This is a genomic window from Sphaerisporangium sp. NPDC005289 (assembly GCF_040607455.1).
GTDB classification, from domain to species: domain Bacteria; phylum Actinomycetota; class Actinomycetes; order Streptosporangiales; family Streptosporangiaceae; genus Sphaerisporangium; species Sphaerisporangium rhizosphaerae.
On the sequence record NZ_JBEXGS010000013.1, the window covers coordinates 121,348 to 143,628 of the forward strand.

Genomic DNA, 22,281 nt, shown 5'->3' on the forward strand with positions numbered 1-22,281 from the left:
TGACCGCTGCAGCTGGGACGGCTGCAGCGGTTGAGTGCTGCCGGGGGCCGCGACGTGGGCATGTGGCCACGTCGCGGGCCTTCGGTCAGGGGGTCGGTGCGGTGGTGTCAGCCGCCTATCGCCATGGCGAAGATGTGCATGGTCGCGACGCCCGAGGCCGCCTGCCGGCTGATGTTGGGCAGGTCGACGCGGGAGACCTCCTTGTCCTGCAGCGCCACGCCCGCGAAGTAGATGGTCGCGGCGGTGTTGGCCCGCTGGTTTCCCGGCCGGTTCTGGTAGGCGGCCACGGCGGCGGCGACGCCCTCCGGCCTCGGCGCGCCGTACCAGTCAGGGGAGCTGAGGGTGAAGGTCTGCCTGGTGCCGTCCTTGTAGACGATGGTGGCCGGCCCGGACACCGCGCCGTAGGTTCCGGTCAGCAGGAAACCGAGCGTCTTGCCGGTGCCGGTGACCTTGATGGACTGTCCCGAGGCGATGGCGTTGTCCGGGCTGCCCACCGGGACGTCGGGCCAGGTGAAGTTCACCCCGCCCTTGCTGACCGTGCCGCCCGGGGTGACCCCGGCCTGGGCCAGCGCCTGGGCGGAGATGCTGGCGCCGCCGCCGTCGATGTTCCCGGGGTCGGTGTTGGTGTCGTCGGTGACGCCGACGTTGCTGAAGCTCTCCGAGAGCGGCGCCTCCCGGCCGTCCCACACCCGGACGGTGGCCTTGGCGGACGCGGCCCAGTCATGGCCGCTCACCGTGGCGACCAGGACCACCGCGCCCGCCGGCTCGCTCGCGCCGGGGGTGAGGGTGAACTCGACGGTGGTCTCCGAGTTCGGCTTCAGCGGCCGCAGCACGATCTGCGCGGGGGTGACGGTCCACCCGTCCGGGGCCTCCATGGTCACGGTGGCCTTGGGCGCCATCGGCATCTCGATGGCCCGCACGGTGACACTGACCTTGGCCTCCTGGCCCGGGCTGACCTCGGCGGGGGCGGCGAGCTTGATCTTCTGCAGGGTGTACGCGCGGTAGGTGTGCCCGGCCTTCCCGGTGAGCTCGATCAGATCGGCCCCGGTCTTCTTGACGTGGGCATGGCCGTGGGGGGTGTCGCTCACCTTGTAGCGGCCGGCGAACATCTCGCCGCGCAGCTTGACGACGCCGTCGCGATCGGGCGTGATGGTGAACTCGTCGGCCTGCCCGTCGCTCCACGCGGCGCCCACGGTGTGGCCGCCGCGGCCGCGCAGCCCCTTGACACGCCCGCTCTGCCACGCCTCCGGCAACGCCGGCAGCACGTGCAGCTCGCCGGTGTGGCTCTGCAGCAGCATCTCGGCGATGCCCGACGTGGCGCCGAAGTTGCCGTCGATCTGGAAGGGAGGGTGCAGGTCGAACATGTTCGGCGCGAGCCGGGCCGGAGTCACCAGGAAGCGGACCAGGTCGTGGGCCCGCGTGCCCTCTTCCATCCGCGCCCAGTAGTTGATCTTCCAGGCGAGCGACCAGCCGGTGCCGTCGTCGCCGCGCAGCTCCAGCGTCCGCCGCGCGGCCGTGAACAGCTCGGGCGTGCCCCGCTTGGTGATCTGGTTGCTGGGGTGCAGGCCGTACAGGTGGGAGATGTGCCGGTGGTTGCGCTCGGTCTCCACCCAGTCGTACAGCCACTCCTGGATGTTGCCGCGCGAGCCGATCTGCATCGGGGCCAGCCGCTTGCGGGTGGCCGTGAGCTGGGCCCGGAAGTCGGCGTCGACGCCGAGGACCTCGCTCGCCTTGGCGCAGCCGTCGAACAGGTCACGCAGGATCTGCATGTCCATGGTGGGGCCGGCGCACACGCTGGCGTCCGGGTGGTGGCCGAGCTCGGGGGAGTTCGACGGGTTGGTCACCAGCCACCCGAGGGTCGGCTCCTCCACCAGGGTGTCGAGGAAGAACTGGGCGGCGCCCTTCATCGCGGGGTAGTTCTCCCGCAGGAAGCCGAGGTCGCCGGTGAACAGGTAGTGGTCCCAGATCAGGCTGGACAGCCACGCGCCGCCGCTCTGCCACATGCCCCAGAACGCGCCGTCGACGACCGAGGTGGCCCGCCACCCGTCGGTGTTGTGGTGGGTGACCCAGCCGCCGGCGCCGTACTGGGCCTGCGCGGTGCGGGCGCCGGTCACCGCGAGGTCCTTGACCATGCCGAACACCGGCTCGTAGCACTCCGACAGGTTGGTGGTGTCGGCGGGCCAGTAGTTCATCGGCAGGTTGGCGTTGATGGTGTACTTCGAGTCCCACGGCGGGGCCATCTGGTCGTTCCAGATGCCCTGCAGGTTGGCCGGCTGGGTGCCCGGACGCGAGGAGCTGATCAGCAGGTACCGGCCGAACTGGAACAGCAGCGCGGAGAACTGCGGGTCGTCGGCGGAGGCGTACTGCGCGATGCGCACGTCGGTCGGCTGGTCGGCCGCGGCGGTGCGGCCGAGGTCGAGCTCCGTCCGGCCGAACAGCTTGCGGTAGTCGGCCACGTGCCGGGCGCGCAGCGCGTCGTAGTCCTTGCCCAGGGCCGCGTCGAGGTGCTCGCGCGCGATGCCCTGGTAGTCCCCGCCGACGTCCTTGTAGTTGACGTAGCTGGTGCCGATGGAGATGAGCACCGTCACGCTGTCGGCGGCGGACACCTGCAGCGTGCCGCCGGAGCTGGTCACGCTGCCGCCCTCGGCGACGGCCTTGGCCAGCGCCAGGAACCGGACCGAGCCGCTCTTGCCCTCGAAGTCGCCCGAGATGCCGTCAAGGCCGACCGTCGTGCCGTCCGGGCTCGAGCGCGTCGTGCGCTGCGGGCTGTCGAAGGTCGCTGAGAAGGTGATGGAGCCGGGCTTGTCGGCGGTCAGCCGGATGGCGATGACCTGGTCGGGCGCGCTCGCGAGCACTTCGCGCCGGTACCGCACCCCGTTCTGGACGTAGGTCGTGGACGCGGTGGCGGAGGTGAGGTTGAGCTGGCGGTTGTACTCCGAGACCCCGCCGGTGCCGCCGGGGAAGCTCAGCCTGAGGTTGCCGACGGGCTGGTAGGCGAGCTGGCCCGCGGGGCTGCCGAGCATGGTCTGGTTGATCAGGTTCTGGGCCTGCGCCCACTGGTTCTCGAAGACCAGCCGCCGGATCTCCGGCAGCGCCGCCGCGCCCTTCGGGTTGCTCTGGTCGTACGGCCCGCCGGCCCACACGGTGTCCTCGTTGAGCTGCAGGCGCTCCTGGTCCACGTTGCCGAACACCATGGCGCCGAGACGTCCGTTGCCGATCGGCAGCGCGCGCAGCCAGTCCGTGCCGGCGGCCTCGTCGTACCACAGCGCCAGGTCGTCCGCGGCGCGCACCTCGGGTGGCGCCACCGAGGCGGCCCGGGCCGCCGCCGTCCATTGCATCGGCAACAGCAGAGCTCCTGCTCCGGCCGCTCCGAACTTCATCAGTTGCCTACGCGTCAGATCTGCCATCTCGCTTCTCCAAGCGCCTGCGGCCTTGCGAGCGGCCGGCGCCGCACGCATGCGGAGACGAGCTCGACCTCGGTGAGGAAGGCGAGCTCAGCGGAACCGGCGGCATCACGAAGCACTGTTCTGGGGAGTGATCACCAAGCTACAAACATTCGATGTATGGGTCAACAGTTGTACTAATTAACGCCAAAACTCCACCGATACGTCGCATGCCAAGTCGCAGACATCCAATGTCTGAGCGTGCCCCCTGCCGTGGCGACCCGGACACCGGCAGATCATGGGCGTTCGGCCGGGCGAGGCCGTCGGGGTGTCGGCGCCGCCATGGCCCCCCTCGGTGGCTGGTGGGGGTCAGGATGGTGGGTATGACAACCTTGGACGAGTTCGCCGCGCTGGCGGCGAAGGAGCAGGGCCTGGTCGTCGTCTCGACGCTGCGGGCGGACGGCACGATTCAGGCGTCGCTGGTCAACGCGGGCGCGCTGCCCCACCCGCTCACCGGCGCTCCGGTGCTCGGGTTCGTCACCTACGGCAAGGTCAAGCTGGCCAACCTGCGAGCGCGCCCCCAGGTGACCGTGACGGCGCGGTCAGGCTGGACCTGGGCCACCATCGAGGGCACGGCCGAACTCATCGGGCCGGACGACCCGGTCGAGGGCATCGACGTCGAGAGGCTGCGACTGCTGCGGCGCGAGGTGTTCACCGCCGCGGGCGGCACCCACGAGGACTGGGACGAGTACGACCGCGTCATGGCCGAACAACGCCGCACCGTCGTTCTGCTCGCCCCGGCCCGCATCTACAGCAACTGAACGACACCCGATCGCCCACCGCGGGCGGCGCGACTGAGTGGGCTGATGGGCATCCGGCGCCCCACCGGCTCGGGTAGGTGGTGGGGCCTGCGGTTCGGGTCATGGTCCTCGCGGCGGCGCGCTTCGCCCATCGACGCGAGGGCGGTGTTCCCGGCTTGGGTATGTGGTGAGGCCTGCGGCTTGGGTCGTGGTCCTCGCGGCGGCGCGCTTCGCGCATTGACGCGAGGGCGGTGTTCTGTGGGGGTTCCCCCACGCCCCCGGCGAAGGGCCTCCGGCCCCTCACGCTCCCCGGCCCGTCACGCCAAGAGCGATGTGCCGGAGGTCGAAGAGGTCGATGAGAGGCTCCGCCACCTGGAAGAAGAGAACGGAGATGGCAAGGGACGCTGATCGTCTGGTGGTCCGCTCATGACCCGGCCTCAGTCGATGGAGATCGCTTGGTCGTGTGCCGTTCGTTCAGGTGGAGGTGGGGGCGTTGAGGGCGGCGCGGTAGTCGGGGAGGGCCGGGAGGGCGGCTCGCCGGTCGGAGGGGACGGTGTCGAGCACTCTGCGGGCGGTGTGGGTGATCATGCGGCTGCGGTAGGCCGGATCGAGGTCGGCGAGCAGCTGCGTGACCAGCCGGAGTGCTTCGTTATGGCCGCCGCTGCTGGCGACGCTGATCGCTTCGTGCAGTCGGACGTTGGCGGCGTTCTGGTAAGCCGGAGACTGCGCGAGTGTCTTGTCGCGCGCCTCGCGGCCGGACTCGGTCGCTCCCTCGAACGAGTACACCCAGGAGGAGACGAACCACGTGCAGTCGCTCGACCAGCCGACTTGCCCGTCCGGGGATGAACGGTCGACGAGGTCGTGCAGGTGGCGGACGGATTCGCGGGCCTCCTGCCGCCTGCCCATTACGGCCAGCGCCTGGGCTTCCGCGCCGACGGCCTGGAGCAGGCCCGGGGTGGTGCGCCCGGCCGCGAGAGTCTGGGCGTCTCGGGCCAGGGTGAGCACCGTCTCGACGGGACGTGGCGAGTAGAGGCCGAACACGGCCTCGGCGCCGCGAACCCAGACCCGCATGTCCGCGTCGTGAGATGCGTCGGCGGCCTGGCGGGCCGTGCGCCACCAGCGGCGGGCGGGGCCGTACTCGCCGAGCCTGGTGAGCAGGTTGGCGTGCATGGTGGACATCCATGCCGCGATGCGTTGCAGGCGAGCGCTCTGCTCGGGAGTCGCGATCGACATCTGCTGCTGCAGGATGGCCAGGTCGACCAGAAGATCGTCTAGTGCTTCGGTGGCCGGCTGGGCGAGCAGGGCGTGCGTGTGGTCGGCGCAGACGGCCTCCCAGTGGTCCAGGGCACGACCCTCGGCGGTGCCGAGCGAGCGTTCGAGCATTTGTCGGATGTGCTCGCCGTTGGTGAAGATGGGGGATTGGGCGAGAAGGCCCCATCCGGCCAATTGGAACAAATGGCGGCGTTCCATGTCGTCTCCTCCGGCGAGGGCGCAGGGTGCGTTTTCACGGTAGCCCGGATTGATGCGCTTTGTCGTTGCGGCGAGTTCTTCGAGGGGACGGTGGCCCAGGCGTTGCACCAGGGGCCAGAGCGTTTTCAGTTGGCCCCCGGCATGCAGAGCGTCGTCCAGGGACTCCACGCGCGCGCCTGACTCGGGGAGGGTCTCGCCGCGCTCGATCTGGCCGATCATTGACGCCGAGTAGCCCGTGCGGGCGGCCAGGTGGGACATGGTGAGCGGCTCGCCGACCCGTGACTCGTACGAATCGCGCAGATCGCGAATCAGTGCGCCGAAATAGTGTGCCATTGACCGATAACGGTCGCTGCTCTTCCGGGGGGCGGGCATGCCGTTTCTCCTTCCCAAAGGGCTGGCGATCGACAGTGGATCAGCACTGTCGATCAGCTCTTGTCCGGCGGCTGGACGCGTACGAACGTACTGGTGACTCTAAATGACGAGTCGATTACAGAATGCCAGTTCGCTGAGTTGTCCACAGGTCGATCAGGAGTACGACATGGCCCTCCTCGATGCGCGCCGCCGTCCCGGCCGCGGCCGCCTCCCGTTCTCGCGACGTCCCCCCACCGGCCGGCACCGCCTCCGGCGGCCCGCGACCATGCCCGAACCTCTTGCCCCGGACGGCGGGCGGAAGGCGTGGGACGAGAAGCAGCAGGCCAGGGCCGGGCAACTCGGGCTGCTGGAACCCGGGTGGCTGGTGATGTACGGGGTCTACTCGCGCCGCTTCTACGCCATCGCCCGCACGGCCGAGGTCGCGGAGCCGCTGGTCGAGGCCGCCACTCCCGGCGAGCTCCGCGCCCTCATGCGCGACTCCGAGAGCAGGCGCCCCGTCCCTCGCCCCCGGACGCCGCAGCTGGGGACGCCCGAGCTGTGGACGCCGCGTTGCGGGATGCTCGGTCCCCGCGTCGGGAGCCGGGGATGACGGGCACGCTGATGTACGGCATGCCGGAGGGGCGGGCCGAGGAGCATCGCCGGGCGCTGCGTGAGCTGGCCAAGTACCTGGAGTCCCATGGCCTGCGCTGCCGCCACGTCGAGCGCGTCCATCTCCCCATGCGATGGGGGTTCGACAGGGGCTTCCTGCTGCCGCCCGAGATGGACGTGTACGGGTGCGGCCGGCCGGCGGCCACCGTCGCCGTGGTCGACGTACCCGGCGGCGGGGCCTGGTACCTCGTCAAGCGGCCCGACGGCCTGCCTGTGCGGGCGTGCGCGGCGGCCGACCCGGCCTGCGCCGCCGAGGACATCGCGTCGGACGCGGCAGGGTCGGCGCACGCCCCCGAGCGCGAACACCGCGAGGGCGGGGCGGACCACTAGGGCGCGCATTGAGTCGTGATCGATCTGCGGATTCGCCATCGGGGCGTACGAGGAAATCCAAGATCTCCGGCAAGGTCCGGTTCAGTGGTCGCGCCGGGCTCCGTAGCGAAGTCCATCGACGAGCAGCGCGACCATCCGCTCGTCGGCGGTGCGGTCCACGCCTCCCGTACAGATCCGGGAGATGGCGTACAGCAGGTCCAACGGGGCGACGTCGGCGCGGACCTCCCCGGCGGCTGCTGCCGCTTCGAGAAGTTGTCGCAGTGCGGGCTCGAATCTCTGCTGGAAATAGGCGGGCAGCGGCTCGAAGGCGGGGTTGCCCGAGTGCAGGGCTGCGGACAGCCCGCGTTTGGTTCCGACGAACCCGGTGAACCGGTGCAGCCAACGGGCCAGGGCCTCGAAGGGCTCCTGGGTTGCGGCCAGGACGGCCGCCTCGTCGGCGCAGGCGTCCACCTCATGCCGGAAGACGGCCGAGACCAGGTCCGAGCGTTCGGGGAAGTGTCGGTAGAACGTGGCGAGACCGACTCCCGCACGGCCTGCGATCTGGCGCACGGGGGCATCCACGCCCGCTTCGAGGAACACCTCACGAGCCGCATCCACCAGTGCGTCGACGCTGCGCTGCGCGTCTGCGCGCACCCGACGGGTCCGTTCGGGCTGAGGCGTGCTCACGTGTCCCCCCGGTTGCTAACTGAGAAGGCGTTCCATATTCTCTAAATGGTAAGGCGTTCCGTTTTATCGATTCTAACAGCAGCAGTACCGGAGGACAGGCATGAAGTACCGCACGCTGGGCCGCACCGGCATCCAGGTCAGCCCCTACTGCCTGGGGGCCATGATGTTCGGCGCCATCGGCAACCCCGACCATGACGACTCGATCCGCATCATCCACAAGGCCCTCGACTCCGGCATCAACTTCATCGACACCGCGGACGTGTACTCCCGCGGCGAGTCGGAGGAGATCGTCGGCAAGGCCCTCAAGGGCCGTCGCGACAACGTCGTCCTCGCCACGAAGGTCAACGGCACCATGGGCGAGGACCCCAACCAGCGCGGTACCTCCCGACGCTGGATCATGACCGCCGTCGAAGACTCGCTGCGGCGCCTGGGCACCGACCACATCGACCTCTACCAGCTCCACCGCCTCGACGACACGGTCGACCTTGAGGACACCCTGTCGGCCCTGACCGACCTGGTGCGCAGCGGTAAGGTCCGCGCCGTCGGCTCGTCCGCCTTCCCGGCCTCCACCATCGTCGAAGCCCAGTGGATCGCCGAGTCCCGCGGACTGCAACGCCTGCGCACCGAACAGCCCGCGTACTCCATCCTCGACCGCGGCATCGAACGCGAGATCCTGCCCATCGCGCAGAAGTACGGCATCGGAACGCTCGTCTGGAGCCCGCTCGCTCAGGGCATGCTCACCGGCCGCTACCGCAAGGGGCAGCAGGCCGATACCCACCGCGGCGGACTCTTCAAGCACTACCGCGACGAGCGCCGCCTCGACGCGGTCGAGCAGCTCATCCCGCTCGCCGAACGCTCCGGCATCAAGCTCACCCACCTGGCGATGGCGTTCGCGGTCTCCCACCCCGGGGTCACCTCGGCCATCATCGGCCCGCGCACCATGGGGCACCTGGACGACCTGCTCGCCGGTGCCGACACCACGTTGGACGACGCCCTGCTGGACGAGATCGACGCCATCGTCGCTCCCGGCACCGACGTCGGCCGGCTCGACATGGCCTACAAGCCGCAAGCGCTCCAGCAGGTCGGCCTGCGTCGCCGCACACTCGAAGAACGCCCCGCCGCCTAGGCGCGCCGGCGACCGCGTCGGGCCGGGTGCGGGGGCGCACATGGCCGGGGTGGGGAGCCGCGCCCGGTGGGCCATTGGGTTGTGGTGACCGGGTGCGGGTGGTGCGGGGTGGGAGGGGCGGTGGTGGGGGCGGGGGCCGGATAATCGGGAAGGTGGATCACAAGGGGAGTCCGGAGTCGGCGCAGACGCTGGAGCGGGGGCTGCGGCTGTTGCGGCTGCTCGCCGACGGCCACCGCGCCCGTACTCCCACCGAGCTCGCCCAGGAGCTCGGGCTGAGCCGTCCGATCGTCTACCGGCTGCTCACCACGCTGCAGAACGAGGGCTTCGCCCGCCGGGACGCCGAAGGGCGGGCCCATCTCGGCTTCGGCGTCCTCGCGCTGGCCCGCGCCGTCCAGCCCCTCCTCAGAGCGGCGGCCCTCCCGGCGCTGCGCCGGCTCGCCGAGGACGCCGGGGCCACCGCCCACCTCACCGTGGCCGAGGGCGACGAGGGGCTGGCCATCGCCGTGGTCGAGCCCACGTGGACCGACATGCACGTGGCCTACCGCGAGGGCGCCCGCCATCCTCTGTCGCGCGGCGCCGCCGGGCTGGCGATCGTGGCCCTGCGCGAGGGCCGTACCGACTACAGGGTGACCGAAGGGCAGCTCCAGGAGGGCGCCCGGGGGGTCGCCGCTCCGTTGCCGAGGTTGCCGTGGCTGGAGGCGTCGGTGGGCATCGTGACCTTCGGCGCCCTGGACACCGCCACCCTCGGCCCGCGCGTCGTCGCCGCGGCCGTCGAGCTGAGCGAAGCCCTCACCTGAGCTCACCTGAGCAAGGTTCAGGGGGCGGTGTGGCGGTCGAGGCCGAGGGTGGCGATGAGGTCCTCGTGGAGCTCGAACCAGACGCGGTGGCAGGAGTCGACGTCGGTGTGGTCGACCCAGGCTCCGTCCCCGGCTCGCGCCCGCTCCAGCGCCGTTACGAACCGTTCGTCGTAGCCCTGGAAGCGGACCAGGACGCGTGAGAGCCGGTCCGTCAGCGGCGTGAGCGCGCGGCCGATGTCGCCGAGCTCCCGCAGGACCCGGGCGTCCCAGGTGTGGTCGGAGTGGTCGTTGGCGGCGAGCCGGTCGCCGGCGGTGGGCCGGAGCTGCCAGTCGGTGCAGGCCTGGAGCAGGAGGGCGTTCAGCGGGAGGAACGCGCGGTAGACCTCACGGACCTCCTCGGCGCCGTCGGCGTGTGCCAGCTCGGCCGCGAGCCGGCGCTCGTTCTCGGCCTTGCCCCGCTCGGTCAGCGACCACCCTGCGGTTCCGGCGAATGCGGTGTGCTGGACCCATCCGTACGCCTCGGCGTCGCGCAGCGTCTCTTCGGTCTCGGCCGGGTCGAGCCCGTACCGACGAGCGATCACCGGGGTGTCGGCGAACCCGGTGACGCGCACGGAGTGCAGGACCAGCAGGTCGGGTGCGGAGTCCTGCGTCATGAGCCGGCCTCCCGCCGCGTCGTCAGCCGGGTGTAGCGCTGCTGGCATGCCTGCGGGGAGTTGAACCCCATCGCCTGTGCCATCTGCGCCCAGGTCAGCCCCGCGCTGCGGGCCGTGAACAGCAGGCCGGCTTCAAGCGCGTCGACCTCGGCGCGTGCGGCGGGCATGAGGGCGAGCGCGCCCAGGATGTCCTCCGGGGTCAGGTCCGCCCAGCGCCAGACGGCGAAGTTCACCAGGTCCACCGCGGACAGCGGGACGGGTGAGGGGCGCCACGGGCGGGCCTCGAGCGCATCGGCGCCCAGCGTCAGGAGACGCCCACGCGCGTCGCGCTCGCGCTGGGCCTGGGCGTGGTCGGCGCGCTCGGTGTGAGCGATGTCCTGCTTGCGTGACATGCGGATCAGGATGCAGAATCAACGAAAAGTTGTCAACAGAACGTTGAAGGGTGGACGGGTGATCATACCCCTCGGGGAGGCCGTCGCGGACACCTGCGGGGGCAAGGCCGGCGCGCTCGGCGCGCTGCTCCGCGCGGGCCTGCCGGTGCCGGACGGCTTCGTCCTCCCGTACGCGGCCTATCGCGCCGCGGTCCGCGACCTGGACATCGGGCGGTCCGCCCGCGACCCGGATCGCGCCACCTCGCGGCTCACGGCCGTGACGGACAATTTGGCCACCGTGCGGGTCATCGGCCGGCCGGACGAGCTCGACGCGACGCGGCGGGCGATCGAGGCCCGTCCGGTCCACGCCACCGTCATCGAGGCGGTGGGGCGAGGACTCCGCGAGCTCGGCGATCGGCCCGTGGCGGTGAGGTCATCGGCGGCGGGCGAGGACACCGGCCAGGCGTCGGCGGCCGGGCAGCACGAGAGCTTTCTCGCCGTGCGCGGCACCGCCGACGTCGCCCATGCCGTACGTGCCTGCTGGGCCTCGCTGTTCTCTCCGCGTGCCATCGACTACCGCGACGCCTCCGGCCGGTCGGCCGGCGATCTCGCGATGGCGGTCATCGTCCAACGCCACCTGGACGCCGAGGTGTCCGGGGTCATGTTCACGCCCGCGGACGCGGACGAGCCGACCCTGATCGAGGCGTCCTTCGGCCTCGGCCCCAGTGTCGTCGGGGGACAGGTCGCCCCGGACGCTTACCGCGTCGCCGGCGACGGTTCGGTCATGCGCACCGTCGGGGACAAACGGACCCGCCTTGATCGGCACGGCGCGCGGCTCGTGGTCTCCGAGGTGCCCATCCGTGCCCGTGAGCAGCAGGCGATCGACGACGCGACCGCCGAGCGGCTGGCCGGGCTGGGACGGCGGATCGCCGCCGTGCTCGGCGGACCGCAGGACATCGAGTGGGCGATCGCCGACGGCCGCCTCTGGGTCCTGCAGGCACGGCCGGTCACCGCCGCGCCCCCGCCGCCTGCCCCGCCACCGGCCGCGCCCCCCGTCGCGCCGGACACCGCGAACGCCGCGAAAGCCGAGGACATGGACGGTACCCGGAACACCGAGGACGCCAACGACGGCGCGCGCACCGCGGACACCGGGGACACGGGGATCGCCGGGGACACGAGGGTCGCTGGGGATACCGGGGACACCGTGCTCAGGGGAACTCCGGGCAGCCGTGGGACCGTGACCGGCGCCGCGAGGGTCGTGCGCGGTCCCGGCGACTTCGGGCGCGTGCGCCGGGGCGACATCCTCGTCTGCCCGTTCACCGACCCCGCGTGGACGCCGTTGCTGCGCGTCGTCGCGGGCGTCGTCACCGAGACCGGAGGCGTGCTCTCCCACGCCGCGATCGTCGCTCGCGAGCAGGCCATTCCGGCCGTCCTCGGCGTCGCGGACGCGACGAGCAGGCTGCGCGACGAGACCGTCGTCACCATCGACGGCACCGCCGGAACCGTCACCGCCGCCGGCTGACGAGCGGTGCGCCGCCGGCGGGCCGGAGGTGGCGCGGCGCCGCGCCCGTACCATCGCCGGGCCCGCACCCACGATCGGAAGGAGATGGGAGACGGGCCCGTCCAGGGCGCCCCGTATCCTCACCGCTCATGACGACGCGACACCTCTACCTGGTACGCCACGGCGCGGCCGACGCGGCCGGGGAGCTGACCGACATCGGGCGCCGGCAGGCGGGCCTGCTGGGCGAGCGGCTCGCCGGCGTGCCGGTCGACGCCGTGTGGCACTCCCCGCTGCCGCGCGCGGTGGCGAGCGCGCACGAACTCGCCCGGCACTTGCCGGACGTGCCCGTGGCCGAGGCCGCCGAACTCGTCGACCACGTGCCCTACGTTCCCACCGCGGCTGAACTGCCCCCGTCCCAGGCCGGCTTCTTCGACGGCTACGACGACACCGAGGTGGCTTTGGGCCGCAGGCTCGCCGACGCGCTGGTCGCCCGATTCGCCAAGGCCCCCGCCTCGCAAGGGACCGGGACCGGGGCCGACACGCACGAGGTCCTGGTGACGCACGCCTTTCAGATCGCCTGGCTGGTGCGGCACGCGCTGGACGCGCCGCCGTCCCGGTGGCTCGGCCTGAACAGCGGCAACACCGCACTGACGGTCATCGACTACCGCGACGGCCTGCCGCCCGCGATCGTGATGTTCAACGACATGAGCCACCTCCCGGCCGAGCTGCGCTGGACCGGGTTCTCAGAACGCGTGAGGCCGTGAGGCCGCTTCCGCCGTCCGTAGACGTGTCGGACGGGCGGGGTGGTGGAACGGGGAGTGACGCGGGTCGTACGGGTGCGTGAAATCCGGGTTCGAACCAGCGTGTCGCGAGGCGGAGCCGGGCGGCCGGCCCGGCCCGTCAGGCGGCGGTGCGTTCGCTGATGGGGCGGCGGCGGAGGTTCGGATCCTGGAGGGGTGGGGGCACGTAAGCCTGGTCGAGCGTGCCGACGTCGGTGCCGGGCGGGACGATCTCGTCGATCCGGTCGAGAATGTCGTCGGTGAGGGTGACGTCGGCGCCGGCGAGCAGGTCGTCGAGGTGGCTCATCGTACGTGGCCCGACAATCGCGCTGGTCACGCCAGGGTGAGCGATCGCGAACGCCGTCGCGAGGTGGGTCAGCGGCAAGCCCGCCTCCTCGGCGAGCGAAACGAATTGCTCGACGACGTCGAGGCGACGCTCGTCGTTGAGGTGTCTCACGAGGCCCGCGCGGCGAAGTTCGTTCTGCCGGCCCTTGCGCACGCGCCCGGTGAGCAGTCCCTGCCCGAGCGGGCCCCACACCAGCGTGCCCATCCCGTAGCGTTGGGTGATCGGCAGCACTTCGCGTTCGATGCCGCGGTTGAGCAGCGAGTAGGGCGGTTGCTCTGTGTGGAGCCGCTCCAGGCCGCGCCGCTCGGCGCCCCACTGGGCTTCGATGATGTCGGACGCGGGCATGGCGGACGACCCGATCGCACGCACTTTTCCGCTGCGGATGAGGTCGGTGAGCGCGGAGAGAGTTTCCTCGATGTCGGTGGTGGGGTCCGGCCGATGGATTTGATAGAGGTCGAGGTGGTCGGTCCGCAGGCGGCGCAGCGAGTTCTCGACCGCGGTCGTGATCCAGCGCCGCGAGGCGCCTTGCTGGTTGGGGTCCTCACCCATCGGGCGGCTCACCTTGGTCGCCAGGACGACGTTGTCACGCCGCCCTTGGAGCGCTTTGCCGACGACCTCTTCCGAGTCGCCGTAGACGTCGGCGGTGTCGATGAAGTTGATTCCCGCGTCCAGCGCTTTGTGGATGATCCGCACCGAGTCGTCGGGGTCGGGGTTGCCGATGGACGTGGCGAGCATCAGTGCGCCGAGCGCGTAGGGGCTGACCTTGATACCGGTCCGGCCGAGCGTGCGGTATCGCATGCGATCTCCGCCTTTCTTGGTGGGTGATGCGGGGTCGTTCGTCCGACCGGCACATCCAGGGATGCCGGATCCGGATGTGGCGTGTCTTGGAGGGGCGTGTCATGGAGGGAGGTGCCGCGTGCGGCGTGCGGGACCTCGGCTGTGCTCGTCTCGTCGCACCCGCGGGGCGCCGCCGGTCCGCCGGGGTGGTTCTCATCGTGCGGCAGGTGCGGGCGCCGGCGGGAGAGACGTCCTTATCCTGGGAGCGGCCGTCCCTGGCTGCGGCCGGCGTTCCGAGGCATGGTGGAGGTGTGGACAGACCCGAGCTGGCCGACTTCCTGCGCCACTGCCGCACCCGCCTCACCCCCGCCGCCGTGGGCCTGCCGCATGGCGCCCGGCGCCGTACTCCGGGGTTGCGCCGTGAGGAGGTGGCGCAGCTGGCGGGCATGTCCACCGACCACTACACGCGGCTGGAGCAGGGCAGGGGCTCGCGCCCGTCCCGCCAGATGCTCGCCGCCGTCGCCCGCGCGCTGCGGCTGGCCCGCGACGAGCGGGACCACCTCTTCCATCTGGCCGGCGAGGAGCCCCCGCGGGACCGGCCGACCACCGAGCACGTCCGCCCCGGCCTGCTCCTGGTCCTCGATCGGCTGACCGACACTCCCGCCCAGGTGGTGAACGACCGCGGTGACATCCTCGCGCAGAACGCGATGGCCAAGGCGCTCAACGGCGATGCGTCCGCCCGCCCCGAGGCGGAGCGCAACATCGTCTGGCGCTACTTCACGGACCCGTCCGCGCGCGAGCTGTTCCCGGCGGAGGACCACGCCCGCGCCGCCCGCGTGGCGGTGGCGGATCTGCGCGCCACACTAGCCCGCCGCCCGGATGACGCGCGGCTGGCGGGGCTCGTCCGGGGGCTCCGCGCCAGGAGCGAGGAGTTCGCGGCGCTGTGGGACGCCCATGACGTCGCCGTGCGCCGTTCCGACGTCAAGCGCTTCCTGCACGCCGTCGTCGGCCCACTGGAGCTGGATTGCGAGGTACTGCTGAGCCCGGAGCACGACCAGCGGCTCGTGGTCTACACCGCGCGTCCGGGCAGCGAGTCTCATGAGCGGCTCGAACTGCTGCGCGTGGTCGGCCTGCAGGACCTGACCCGCGGCTGAGCCGGTACGCCGGGTCCGTCCGCCTGGGGCGGGCGCTCGGGCGCTGCCGGAACTCCGGGTGACGCAGGGGATACGGGTCGGTGAAATCCGGCCGGGGGGCGCGAGGGACTGCGCGGGTCCTGCGAGTTGGGAGGGGGGTCGGCGCGCCGGGCGGGGTTCCTGTGTTGACACGATCCCTTCGTTCCTCTGGTCGTGTAGAGATGTGCCCGATACAGTCGTTTCGATCGTTTTGCACGATCATCGGCAATATCGCCCCGCCCAAGGAGACGCTTGATGCGAATCAGGAGAGCCCTCGCCCTCAGCGCCGCCCTCACCGTTCTCGCGGTGGGCATCCCGGCCGCCACGGCGTTCTCCGAGGACGGTGCCGAGGACTGCAAGAACGTCACCAACGGCGGCTCGCAGTCCGACCCTCAGTGCTTCTGGATGGCCGACCCGGGCGAGGCGCTGGACATCGTCCGGTTCTGGGCCAAGGACGACGGCGCGAAGCTGAAGGAGGCCACCGAGTACCCGGTCGGCTGGATCGACTGCACGGTCGAGCAGTGCTCCGCCGAGGGCGAGGGCGACGGCCAGGCGCACGGTGACGGCGACCCGGCTCCCCAGGACTACCAGGACGACAGCACCCCGCCGGCCTGTCAGACCGCCGGCGAGAACTGCTCGGTGACCCCTCAGGAGATCGCCGCCGCCGCGCAGACCCCCGCCGGGCAGGCGATCGCCGCCGCCGCGGCGAGCAACATGCGGGTCTGGGTCGACACCGAGCTGCTGGACGACTACAAGGCCGGCGCAGCGGCCTTCGCCGCGGCGGTGCGCAAGGTGGGCGCGCTCGCCGCGCAGCCGGGCGTCGTCGGCATCCGCTTCACCTCCCAGCTCGGCTACAACGGCGCGGTCAAGACGCCCGAGGAGATGAGCGGGTTCGTCACCGCCGCCGCCAAGGCCCTGCACCAGATCGCCCCGGGCAAGAAGCTCGGCGTGCACACCGTGGTCCCCGCGTTCGGGTGCGGCGCCGACGACTCCTGCGGCACCGAGATGACCAAGAAGTACCCGCTGCTCACCCCCGAGCACATCGAGCCGCTGCTGACCTCCGGCTCGGTGGACCAGCTCGCGCTCGACTCCGGCCTGCTGTCGTCGGCGTACGCCACCTGGAAGATCACGCCGCAGCAGGCGCAGCGCAACCAGTGGAGCAAGGTCAAGTCCCTGGCCTGGGACACGCTCGCGCAGATCGCCGCCGAGGACGCCGGGCTCGCCGGCAAGAACGCCTCGCCGCTGACCACCGAGCAGGCCGCCGCCGTGGCACAGGACCGCATCGCCGCCCCGCTCAAGGACGGCGCCGCCACCGTCAACCTGTGGACCCGCTGGCAGGACACCTCGGGGGCGACCTACCGCGTCATGGGATCGGGCCTGGCCTCCACGCCCGCCTGGGAGCAGCTCACCAAGCTCCAGCCGCTCCAGCGCCGCCTGTCCACCATGTACAGCCCGGCGGCCCCCGAGGTCGGCATCACTCAGGACCTCAAGAAGCTCTCCGAGGTCTTCAGCCAGGTGTACGTCACCGAGTGACCGCCGGTTCCCCGGCGGGGTCTGGCTATGACATAGCGCGATAACTCCGGATTTCTGCGGCGTGTCAGTGCGAATTCCGGTATTTCGCTAATGTTTCGCTCTACCATCCCCCTGTGGCATATCCGGGACCGGGGGAGCGGATCCCCCCTGGCCAGTTCGTGCAGGCCGCCTCGCCGCTGGGGCGGTCCCCGCAGGGAGGCGCTCGGCCGCAGGCGGCGGCCGAGCCGGTGGTGGTCGACGTGGGGGCCGGTTCCAAGGCCAAGGCCGTCGCGGCCGCCGTCGTCGCCGGGACGCTCGGCGTGGTCACGGTGGCGTCCGCGCTGACCGGCCAGGTCGACGGCGGACCCGCCACGACCGTCGTCGCCGGAGTCCTCGGCGTGGTGTTCATCGCCCTCGGGCTGCTCCCGCTGCTCGCCTGGCGCAAGATCACCCGGCCGCGCAAGCTGGTCATCGAGCAGGTCGGCATCCGGTGGGACGACCCGCGCGGCACGTCATGGGCGGTCCCCTGGCATGAGCTGTCCGGAGTCGCCGTCTCGCGCACCGTCCAGCGCCGGTTCAAGCTGGACGACTACCTGCTGCCGCGCAAGGTGATGGTCCGGGTCGACCTGTTCCCGGCCGACCCGGGCTTCCGGGTCAGGCACCCCGAGATGGAGCCCCTCTGGGAGTTCCACCGGGTGCGGAACGGCTACCGTCTCCCGCTGGGGTCCGCGCCCAAGCACATCGACCCCATCGACCGGGGGATGCGGGCCCACCGGCCGAACCTCTACCTCGGCGTGCGGGACGAGGGCTTCGTGGTCGGGCTCGTCTGAACCGGCGTCGCGCCGCCGTCAGGGGTGCCCGGACCCTGCTCGCAGCTGCCGTCCCGGTCAGTGCCGCCGACCTTCGGCAGCTCGTCCACCACCGACGCCTTGAGCAGCGCGGTCAGGGCCAGGACGCTGCCCACCGGCGCGCCCGCGGCCTTGGCGTCGACGACCGTGCCGCGCTCCCCGAGGTACATGGACGTCGCCGGGTCGAAGATGAGCTGGGTGAGGACGCCGTCGCGCGCCCTGCCGAGCGCGGTGCCCCGGCGCCCGGCGGCGTCCTCGACGCCCTCGGCCACCTCGACGCCGCCGATCGTCTTGGCCGCGGCCACCAGCGCCTCCCGCTGGGCGCGCGGCAGGTAGCTCTCGCGCACCAGGTCGCCCACCGCCGTGAACGCCTGGTCGTCGGCGCCCACCTTCCCTCCGGGCCGCGCGTAGAGGTGCTCGCGCATGCCGGCCTCGTCCGCGGGCAGGGTGCTCACGTAGGCGTAGTCGGTGCGGGAGTCGTCGGGCGTGCCCGGACAGTGCCCGGCGATGTCGTGCCACTGCCCGCCGGGCCATCCCTTAGCGTCCGCGGGGAGCGACTCGCCGGGCCACGGCTTGGACGGCAGCCCCTCGATCGAGAGCAGACCGCGCGCCGTCCCGTCGGCCGACTGCCAGATCTTGCGCTTGGTCCGGTAGAGGTAGCGCGTCCCGCCCTGCGGACCGGCGGAGGAGGCCGTGGACACCGTGGACAGTGTGGACATCGTGTACATCGTCTCCGACTCCACCAGGACGAACTGCCCGGGCCGGGGGTGCAGCTCCGTGCCGTCCACGGACGGGGCGAGCGACACCGCGTCGGTCGCGGGCTCGGGTGAGGCGGCGGTGGCGACGGCGGCCGGCCTCGGGACGGGTGCGGGACGCGAGGAGAGGGCGACACCGACGCCGCCCACCAGGGCGAGGGTCACCCCGAAGGCCGCGGCGGCCTGCCAGCCGGGCCGGGGAACGCCCGTCCGGAAGAGACGGGGACGGGCGCGCGAACCGTTCGCGGCCTCGGCGAGCAGGCGGCGCCGCGCGCCCTCCCGGGCGCCGGGCCGGTACGGCGGGGCGTCCGGACGGCCGTCCCTGAACGACTGGATCTCGTCAGCCATGCTGGTGCTCCAAGGTGAGGGGGTCGCTGCCACCGAGCGCCCGGCGGAGTTTGACGCGGACGCGATGCAACCGGGAGCGCACGGTCCCGGCGGGAATGCCGAGGGCCTCGGCGACGTCCTCGTAGCTCAGGTCCGCCCAGGCGACGAGCAGCAGCAGGTCGCGCTCGCGGGCCGACAGCGCGCCCAGCGCCCGTGCCAGCCGCGGCTGGAGCTGCTGTGCGGCCACCCGTTCGTCGCTGCGCTCCTCGAAGGTGCCCGGACGGTCCGCGGCGACCCGCGCGGCGGCGCGCGTGCGCCGGCGTTCGGCCCGCCGGTGCTGCGAGGCCACGTTGGTCGTGATCCCGTACAGCCACGGACGGGCGTCGGGACGCGCGAGGTCGTATCGTGCCCTCTGGCGGAACGCGACCAGGAACGTCTCGGCCACGACGTCCTCCGCCAGTTCGGCCCCCAGACGCCGCGCGGCGTACCGGAACATCTCGTCGGCGTGCCGGTCGAACACCACCGCGAACATCTCGGGCTGCTCCAGCGAACGCGCGATCACGGTCGAGTCGTCGGCAGTGGAGCCCTCGAGCAGTGCCTGGGCACCTATCACGTGCGGTCCTCTTTCGGATTCTCGGTGCTTCCACCCTCTACTTGGCGGCACGAGCATCCTCAGGTCCCACTTTTTCGCCGTTCTCCGTACGGCGACACCCCTTCGGCTCTTACGGGGCGTGAGCGTGGAGATCTACCTGCGCGCCCGCCAGGCCCTCCGGTGAGAGCGGCGACCTGACGGGCTTTCGATGACCGTTCGGACGGGTCAGCCGGTCGTGGCGGCGAGGTAGCGGGAGAACTCCTCCAGCGAGATGCGCCCGTCGCCGTCGAGGTCGAGCTTCTGGACCGCCGCGTCGGCGGCCTCCTGGGACACGGGCTGGCCGAGCACGTCCATCAGCCGCAGCAGTTCCCCGGCCGAGATGAGCCCGTCCTTGTCGACGTCTACCAGGTCGAAGGTCACCGCGTAATCGCTCATAGCCACTCCTCGCGAGTTAGGTCGTCCAGCACCTTAGTGCGCCAACTGCCACCATTTCGGGATTTCATTCACTTACGTCACCCTGCGGCGCCGTTCCGCGTCCGCGCGCGCCGTACCAGGGCGGGCCCGACGCCCGTCCGGGATTGCCGTGCCGCAGATGGGTATGTGGGGTTGGTGAGAGTTGGTGAGAAGAAGGGAACGCTGATGGCCGCCGAGCGTGACCAGGCCCGGCTACGGGAAGAGCTCGACATGGTCGAGGAAGACCTGGTGAAGCTCCGCGAGACCGTGGCCGAGCTGCGCGGGACCGTCGGAAGCAGTGCCGAGGCCCCGACCGACGCGGCCGAGGTCTCCATGCTGATCGCCATGGCCGACGAGCAGGAACAGCTCATGAACACGCTGGAGGCCCGCCGCGAGGACCTGCGCCGCCGCCTGGGCGAGCAGCCCTGAGAGCGGTGAGGCCGCCCTCCCGGAGGAAGGCGGCCTCGGACGGCCGTGGCCCGGGCGCGCTCGGCCGCGGTGTTCCAGGCGCGGTCAGCCGCAGTGTTCGAAGGGGCTGTCGTAGGTGGACGAACCGGCTTTACCGCCCCACTTCACGCACTTGTCGGCCGCCGAAGCGCGCACCGGGCCCGCGTAGTAGGCGAAGTCGCCCGAGTCGGTGATCCTCGTCGATCCCTGCACCTCCAGGTACGCCGAGGTGGCCGTGGCCGTGCCGAGCGAGGTGCTCTTGATCGTGGCCACGCAGTTGCGGCCGCTGGAGGCGTCGTACAGCAGGTACACCGTCCCCGACGTGCCGAGCGCGGCCGAGTCGATCACGCTGTAGCCGGTGCCGCACACCTGCTCCGGGGTGTACGGGTTGCCGCCGGAGCCCCCGGTGACGTACTGCATGTACTTGGTCCAGTTCCAGTTGGGCCCCGGGTCGGTGTGGTCGGTCCCGGGGACCTGGGCGTGGCCGATGATGTGCGTGCGGTCCTTCGGGATGCCGTACTTGTCGGCGACGTAGCGGGTCAGCGCCGCCGACGAGCGGTACATCGCGTCGGTGAACCAGCTCGCGTCGTTGACGTACCCCTCGTGCTCGATCCCGACGGAACGGTCGTTGTAGACGGTCGCGTGGTAGGCGACGTCCTTCTCACGGACCATCTGCGTGATGTCGCCGTCCGACGACCGCACCAGGTAGTGCGCCGAGACCTTGGCGCTCGGGTTCTGGAACCAGGAGATCGTCCCGGCGTACGAGCCCTGCATCACGTGGATGACGATGCGGTCGATCGTGCTCGCGCCCCGGCTGCCGACCCGGTAGTTGCTGGTACTGGCCGCCGCCCAGTGGGCGCTCGGGTAGTCCGCGGCGGCCGCGAGGCGCGGAGCGTTCAGGTCGGGCGCGTCGGCGTACGCGCCCCGGTCGGGGTCCACGGTCCTGGCCTGCACGTCCACCGTCTCGCCGCGGGGTGTGACGGTGTGGATGCCGGCGCCGAGCAGGTCGTACACGGTGTCGGCGTACAGCCGGGCGGAGGAGGGGTTCGCGGCCCCGCCGTACCTGGCCACGGCCGAGTACCACCTGCCGATGTCCCGGCGGTCGGCGGCGCGCAGGCCCAGCCCGTCGGCCTCGGCGCGCAGCACCGCGGCGCCGCCGGCGATGTTGGCCGCGCTGTCGGACCGCACCGCCGCGACCGGCCTGCCGGTGAGCGCTGCGGCCTGCTCCAGCGTGTGGCGCGTCGGATTGGTGACCAGGTGCATCACGCCGTACCCGCCGCTCGCGCTGGGCGCGCCGTCGTGCCCGTCGAGGTGGGTCTCTGCGTAGGCCAGCGCGACGAGCAGATCGCGCGGCACCTCGTACCTCGCCGCCGCGCCGCTGAACGCGCCGCCCAAGGGGTCGGCCGGTGCGGACGGGGCGGCGTTCGCCGGTCCGCCGAACAGGCAGACGGGAGCCGCGAGCAGACCGGCCAGCGCCACCGCCAGGCGATGTGAGCGGCGGACGCGGAAAGCCATCATGGGTCCTCCTCAACACGGGCGCTCCTGGTGCGAAGCGCCGTGCCGTACAGCGTCCGGAGGACTCATATAAGAAAGCTCCAAAACCCATACATCCGCATGAAACGGATGCGGCCGTACCCCGGGAGCGGCGGGGTCAGCGGCCGGTGGGGGTGAGCGGGCGTTCGCGGGAGACGGGGCCCGTCTCGGCGGGTCTCCCCTCGTCACGGCGGAGCGCGTTGAGGGCGAGCACCAGCGCCGCCCCGTACGTCACGTGCGCGGCGGCCAGGACGGCCTGCCGGTCCGGCCGGTCGCGGTGGGCGGGCGGCATGGCGCCGAGGCCCGGCACCCACCCCTGGTAGCTGACCAGCCAGATCGCCAGCCCGTACGCCATGCCCTCCGCCACGCGGGGACGGCGCCGCCGGAACGGGATCGCGAACAGCCCGCCGGCGGCGGCGCCGAAGCCGACGTGCGCGACCGTCGCCAGCACGTTCTCCCCGTGCTTGGGCCGGTGTTTCGAGCCGGGCAGCACCGCGCGGACGATGTGCTTGGGCGGCGGCTTCCACGACCGCCCGGCGCGGCTCCCGGTCATCATGACGACAGTGTGGGCGGCGGTCGCGATCGTGCCGCTGACGGCGCCTTTGACGAGGTCACGGATCATT

The 22,281-nt window shown here is 71.7% G+C and carries 22 protein-coding genes; 11 read left to right on the forward strand and 11 right to left on the reverse strand.

Annotated features, from left to right (window positions below):
- Positions 1-107: 107 nt before the first annotated feature.
- The gene (locus ABZT47_RS23150; protein ID WP_354845573.1) at positions 108-3,407 is read right to left on the reverse strand and encodes a glycoside hydrolase N-terminal domain-containing protein; all 3,300 of its coding nucleotides are present in this window, start codon (positions 3,405-3,407) and stop codon (positions 108-110) included.
- Between the two features lie 359 nt (positions 3,408-3,766).
- On the opposite strand from ABZT47_RS23150, the gene ABZT47_RS23155 reads away from it, so the two are divergent.
- A complete protein-coding gene (locus ABZT47_RS23155) occupies positions 3,767-4,204 on the forward strand; it encodes a TIGR03618 family F420-dependent PPOX class oxidoreductase (RefSeq protein ID WP_354845577.1) in 438 nt (145 codons plus the stop codon).
- A 453-nt stretch (positions 4,205-4,657) separates the two neighbouring features.
- On the opposite strand, the gene ABZT47_RS23160 is transcribed toward ABZT47_RS23155, so the two are convergent.
- A complete protein-coding gene (locus tag ABZT47_RS23160) occupies positions 4,658-6,025 on the reverse strand; it encodes a helix-turn-helix transcriptional regulator (protein WP_354845580.1) in 1,368 nt (455 codons plus the stop codon).
- Positions 6,026-6,191: 166 nt separating this feature from the next.
- Between ABZT47_RS23160 and ABZT47_RS23165 the strand changes: the two genes are divergently transcribed.
- Together ABZT47_RS23165 and ABZT47_RS23170 are read left to right on the forward strand one after the other, a co-directional pair.
- Complete coding sequence (locus ABZT47_RS23165) at positions 6,192-6,614, forward strand: hypothetical protein (RefSeq protein WP_354845583.1); 423 nt, start codon at positions 6,192-6,194, stop codon at positions 6,612-6,614.
- The gene (locus tag ABZT47_RS23170; RefSeq protein WP_354845585.1) at positions 6,611-7,003 is read left to right on the forward strand and encodes a hypothetical protein; all 393 of its coding nucleotides are present in this window, start codon (positions 6,611-6,613) and stop codon (positions 7,001-7,003) included. The genes ABZT47_RS23165 and ABZT47_RS23170 overlap by 4 nt, the downstream gene beginning before the upstream one ends.
- 81 nt (positions 7,004-7,084) lie before the next feature.
- Here the strand turns inward: ABZT47_RS23170 and ABZT47_RS23175 are convergent, their stop codons facing one another.
- Positions 7,085-7,636: a TetR/AcrR family transcriptional regulator gene (locus ABZT47_RS23175; protein ID WP_354845588.1), complete on the reverse strand. Its 552-nt coding sequence runs from the start codon at positions 7,634-7,636 to the stop codon at positions 7,085-7,087.
- Between the two features lie 133 nt (positions 7,637-7,769).
- On the opposite strand from ABZT47_RS23175, the gene ABZT47_RS23180 reads away from it, so the two are divergent.
- Positions 7,770-8,795 carry an aldo/keto reductase gene (locus ABZT47_RS23180; protein WP_354845591.1) on the forward strand — a complete coding sequence of 342 codons (1,026 nt, stop codon included), beginning with the start codon at positions 7,770-7,772 and terminating at the stop codon, positions 8,793-8,795.
- Between the two features lie 152 nt (positions 8,796-8,947).
- Complete coding sequence (locus ABZT47_RS23185; protein ID WP_354845594.1) at positions 8,948-9,592, forward strand: helix-turn-helix domain-containing protein; 645 nt, start codon at positions 8,948-8,950, stop codon at positions 9,590-9,592.
- Between the two features lie 17 nt (positions 9,593-9,609).
- Here ABZT47_RS23185 and ABZT47_RS23190 read toward each other — a convergent pair whose 3' ends face one another.
- On the reverse strand, positions 9,610-10,245 hold the full coding sequence (locus ABZT47_RS23190) for a transcriptional regulator (protein WP_354845597.1): 636 nt from the start codon (positions 10,243-10,245) through the stop codon (positions 9,610-9,612).
- Positions 10,242-10,637 (reverse strand): DNA-binding protein, encoded by a 396-nt coding sequence (locus tag ABZT47_RS23195; RefSeq protein ID WP_354845600.1) that lies wholly within the window; start codon positions 10,635-10,637, stop codon positions 10,242-10,244. Before ABZT47_RS23195 ends, ABZT47_RS23190 begins: the two co-directional genes overlap by 4 nt.
- A gap of 58 nt (positions 10,638-10,695) precedes the next feature.
- Here ABZT47_RS23195 and ABZT47_RS23200 point away from each other — a divergent pair, with 58 nt between their 5' ends.
- A complete protein-coding gene (locus ABZT47_RS23200) occupies positions 10,696-12,138 on the forward strand; it encodes a PEP/pyruvate-binding domain-containing protein (protein WP_354845603.1) in 1,443 nt (480 codons plus the stop codon).
- A gap of 128 nt (positions 12,139-12,266) precedes the next feature.
- On the forward strand, positions 12,267-12,881 hold the full coding sequence (locus tag ABZT47_RS23205; RefSeq protein WP_354845605.1) for a histidine phosphatase family protein: 615 nt from the start codon (positions 12,267-12,269) through the stop codon (positions 12,879-12,881).
- A gap of 136 nt (positions 12,882-13,017) precedes the next feature.
- Here the strand turns inward: ABZT47_RS23205 and ABZT47_RS23210 are convergent, their stop codons facing one another.
- Complete coding sequence (locus ABZT47_RS23210; RefSeq protein WP_354845608.1) at positions 13,018-14,040, reverse strand: aldo/keto reductase; 1,023 nt, start codon at positions 14,038-14,040, stop codon at positions 13,018-13,020.
- Between the two features lie 290 nt (positions 14,041-14,330).
- Between ABZT47_RS23210 and ABZT47_RS23215 the strand changes: the two genes are divergently transcribed.
- From ABZT47_RS23215 to ABZT47_RS23225, 3 genes are all read left to right on the forward strand, one after another.
- Positions 14,331-15,173: a helix-turn-helix transcriptional regulator gene (locus tag ABZT47_RS23215; RefSeq protein ID WP_354845611.1), complete on the forward strand. Its 843-nt coding sequence runs from the start codon at positions 14,331-14,333 to the stop codon at positions 15,171-15,173.
- A gap of 273 nt (positions 15,174-15,446) precedes the next feature.
- Entirely contained in the window at positions 15,447-16,724 is a 1,278-nt protein-coding gene (locus ABZT47_RS23220) for a hypothetical protein (RefSeq protein WP_354845614.1), read from the forward strand.
- Between the two features lie 113 nt (positions 16,725-16,837).
- Positions 16,838-17,533, forward strand: a complete 696-nt coding sequence (locus ABZT47_RS23225; protein ID WP_354845617.1) for a hypothetical protein — start codon at positions 16,838-16,840, stop codon at positions 17,531-17,533.
- Here ABZT47_RS23225 and ABZT47_RS23230 read toward each other — a convergent pair.
- The 3 genes from ABZT47_RS23230 to ABZT47_RS23240 all read right to left on the reverse strand — a co-directional run bounded on the left by ABZT47_RS23230 (position 17,488) and on the right by ABZT47_RS23240 (position 19,660).
- On the reverse strand, positions 17,488-18,654 hold the full coding sequence (locus ABZT47_RS23230) for a CU044_5270 family protein (protein WP_354845619.1): 1,167 nt from the start codon (positions 18,652-18,654) through the stop codon (positions 17,488-17,490). The genes ABZT47_RS23225 and ABZT47_RS23230 overlap by 46 nt on opposite strands.
- The gene (locus tag ABZT47_RS23235) at positions 18,647-19,246 is read right to left on the reverse strand and encodes an RNA polymerase sigma factor (protein ID WP_354845622.1); all 600 of its coding nucleotides are present in this window, start codon (positions 19,244-19,246) and stop codon (positions 18,647-18,649) included. Before ABZT47_RS23235 ends, ABZT47_RS23230 begins: the two co-directional genes overlap by 8 nt.
- A 204-nt stretch (positions 19,247-19,450) precedes the next feature.
- Positions 19,451-19,660 carry an EF-hand domain-containing protein gene (locus tag ABZT47_RS23240; protein ID WP_354845625.1) on the reverse strand — a complete coding sequence of 70 codons (210 nt, stop codon included), beginning with the start codon at positions 19,658-19,660 and terminating at the stop codon, positions 19,451-19,453.
- 174 nt (positions 19,661-19,834) lie between these two features.
- Between ABZT47_RS23240 and ABZT47_RS23245 the strand changes: the two genes are divergently transcribed.
- The gene (locus ABZT47_RS23245; RefSeq protein WP_354845627.1) at positions 19,835-20,107 is read left to right on the forward strand and encodes a hypothetical protein; all 273 of its coding nucleotides are present in this window, start codon (positions 19,835-19,837) and stop codon (positions 20,105-20,107) included.
- Positions 20,108-20,191: 84 nt separating this feature from the next.
- On the opposite strand, the gene ABZT47_RS23250 is transcribed toward ABZT47_RS23245, so the two are convergent.
- Positions 20,192-21,643, reverse strand: a complete 1,452-nt coding sequence (locus ABZT47_RS23250) for a peptidoglycan recognition family protein (RefSeq protein WP_354845630.1) — start codon at positions 21,641-21,643, stop codon at positions 20,192-20,194.
- A gap of 133 nt (positions 21,644-21,776) precedes the next feature.
- Positions 21,777-22,280 carry a hypothetical protein gene (locus tag ABZT47_RS23255; protein ID WP_354845633.1) on the reverse strand — a complete coding sequence of 168 codons (504 nt, stop codon included), beginning with the start codon at positions 22,278-22,280 and terminating at the stop codon, positions 21,777-21,779.
- Position 22,281: the final 1 nt, after the last annotated feature.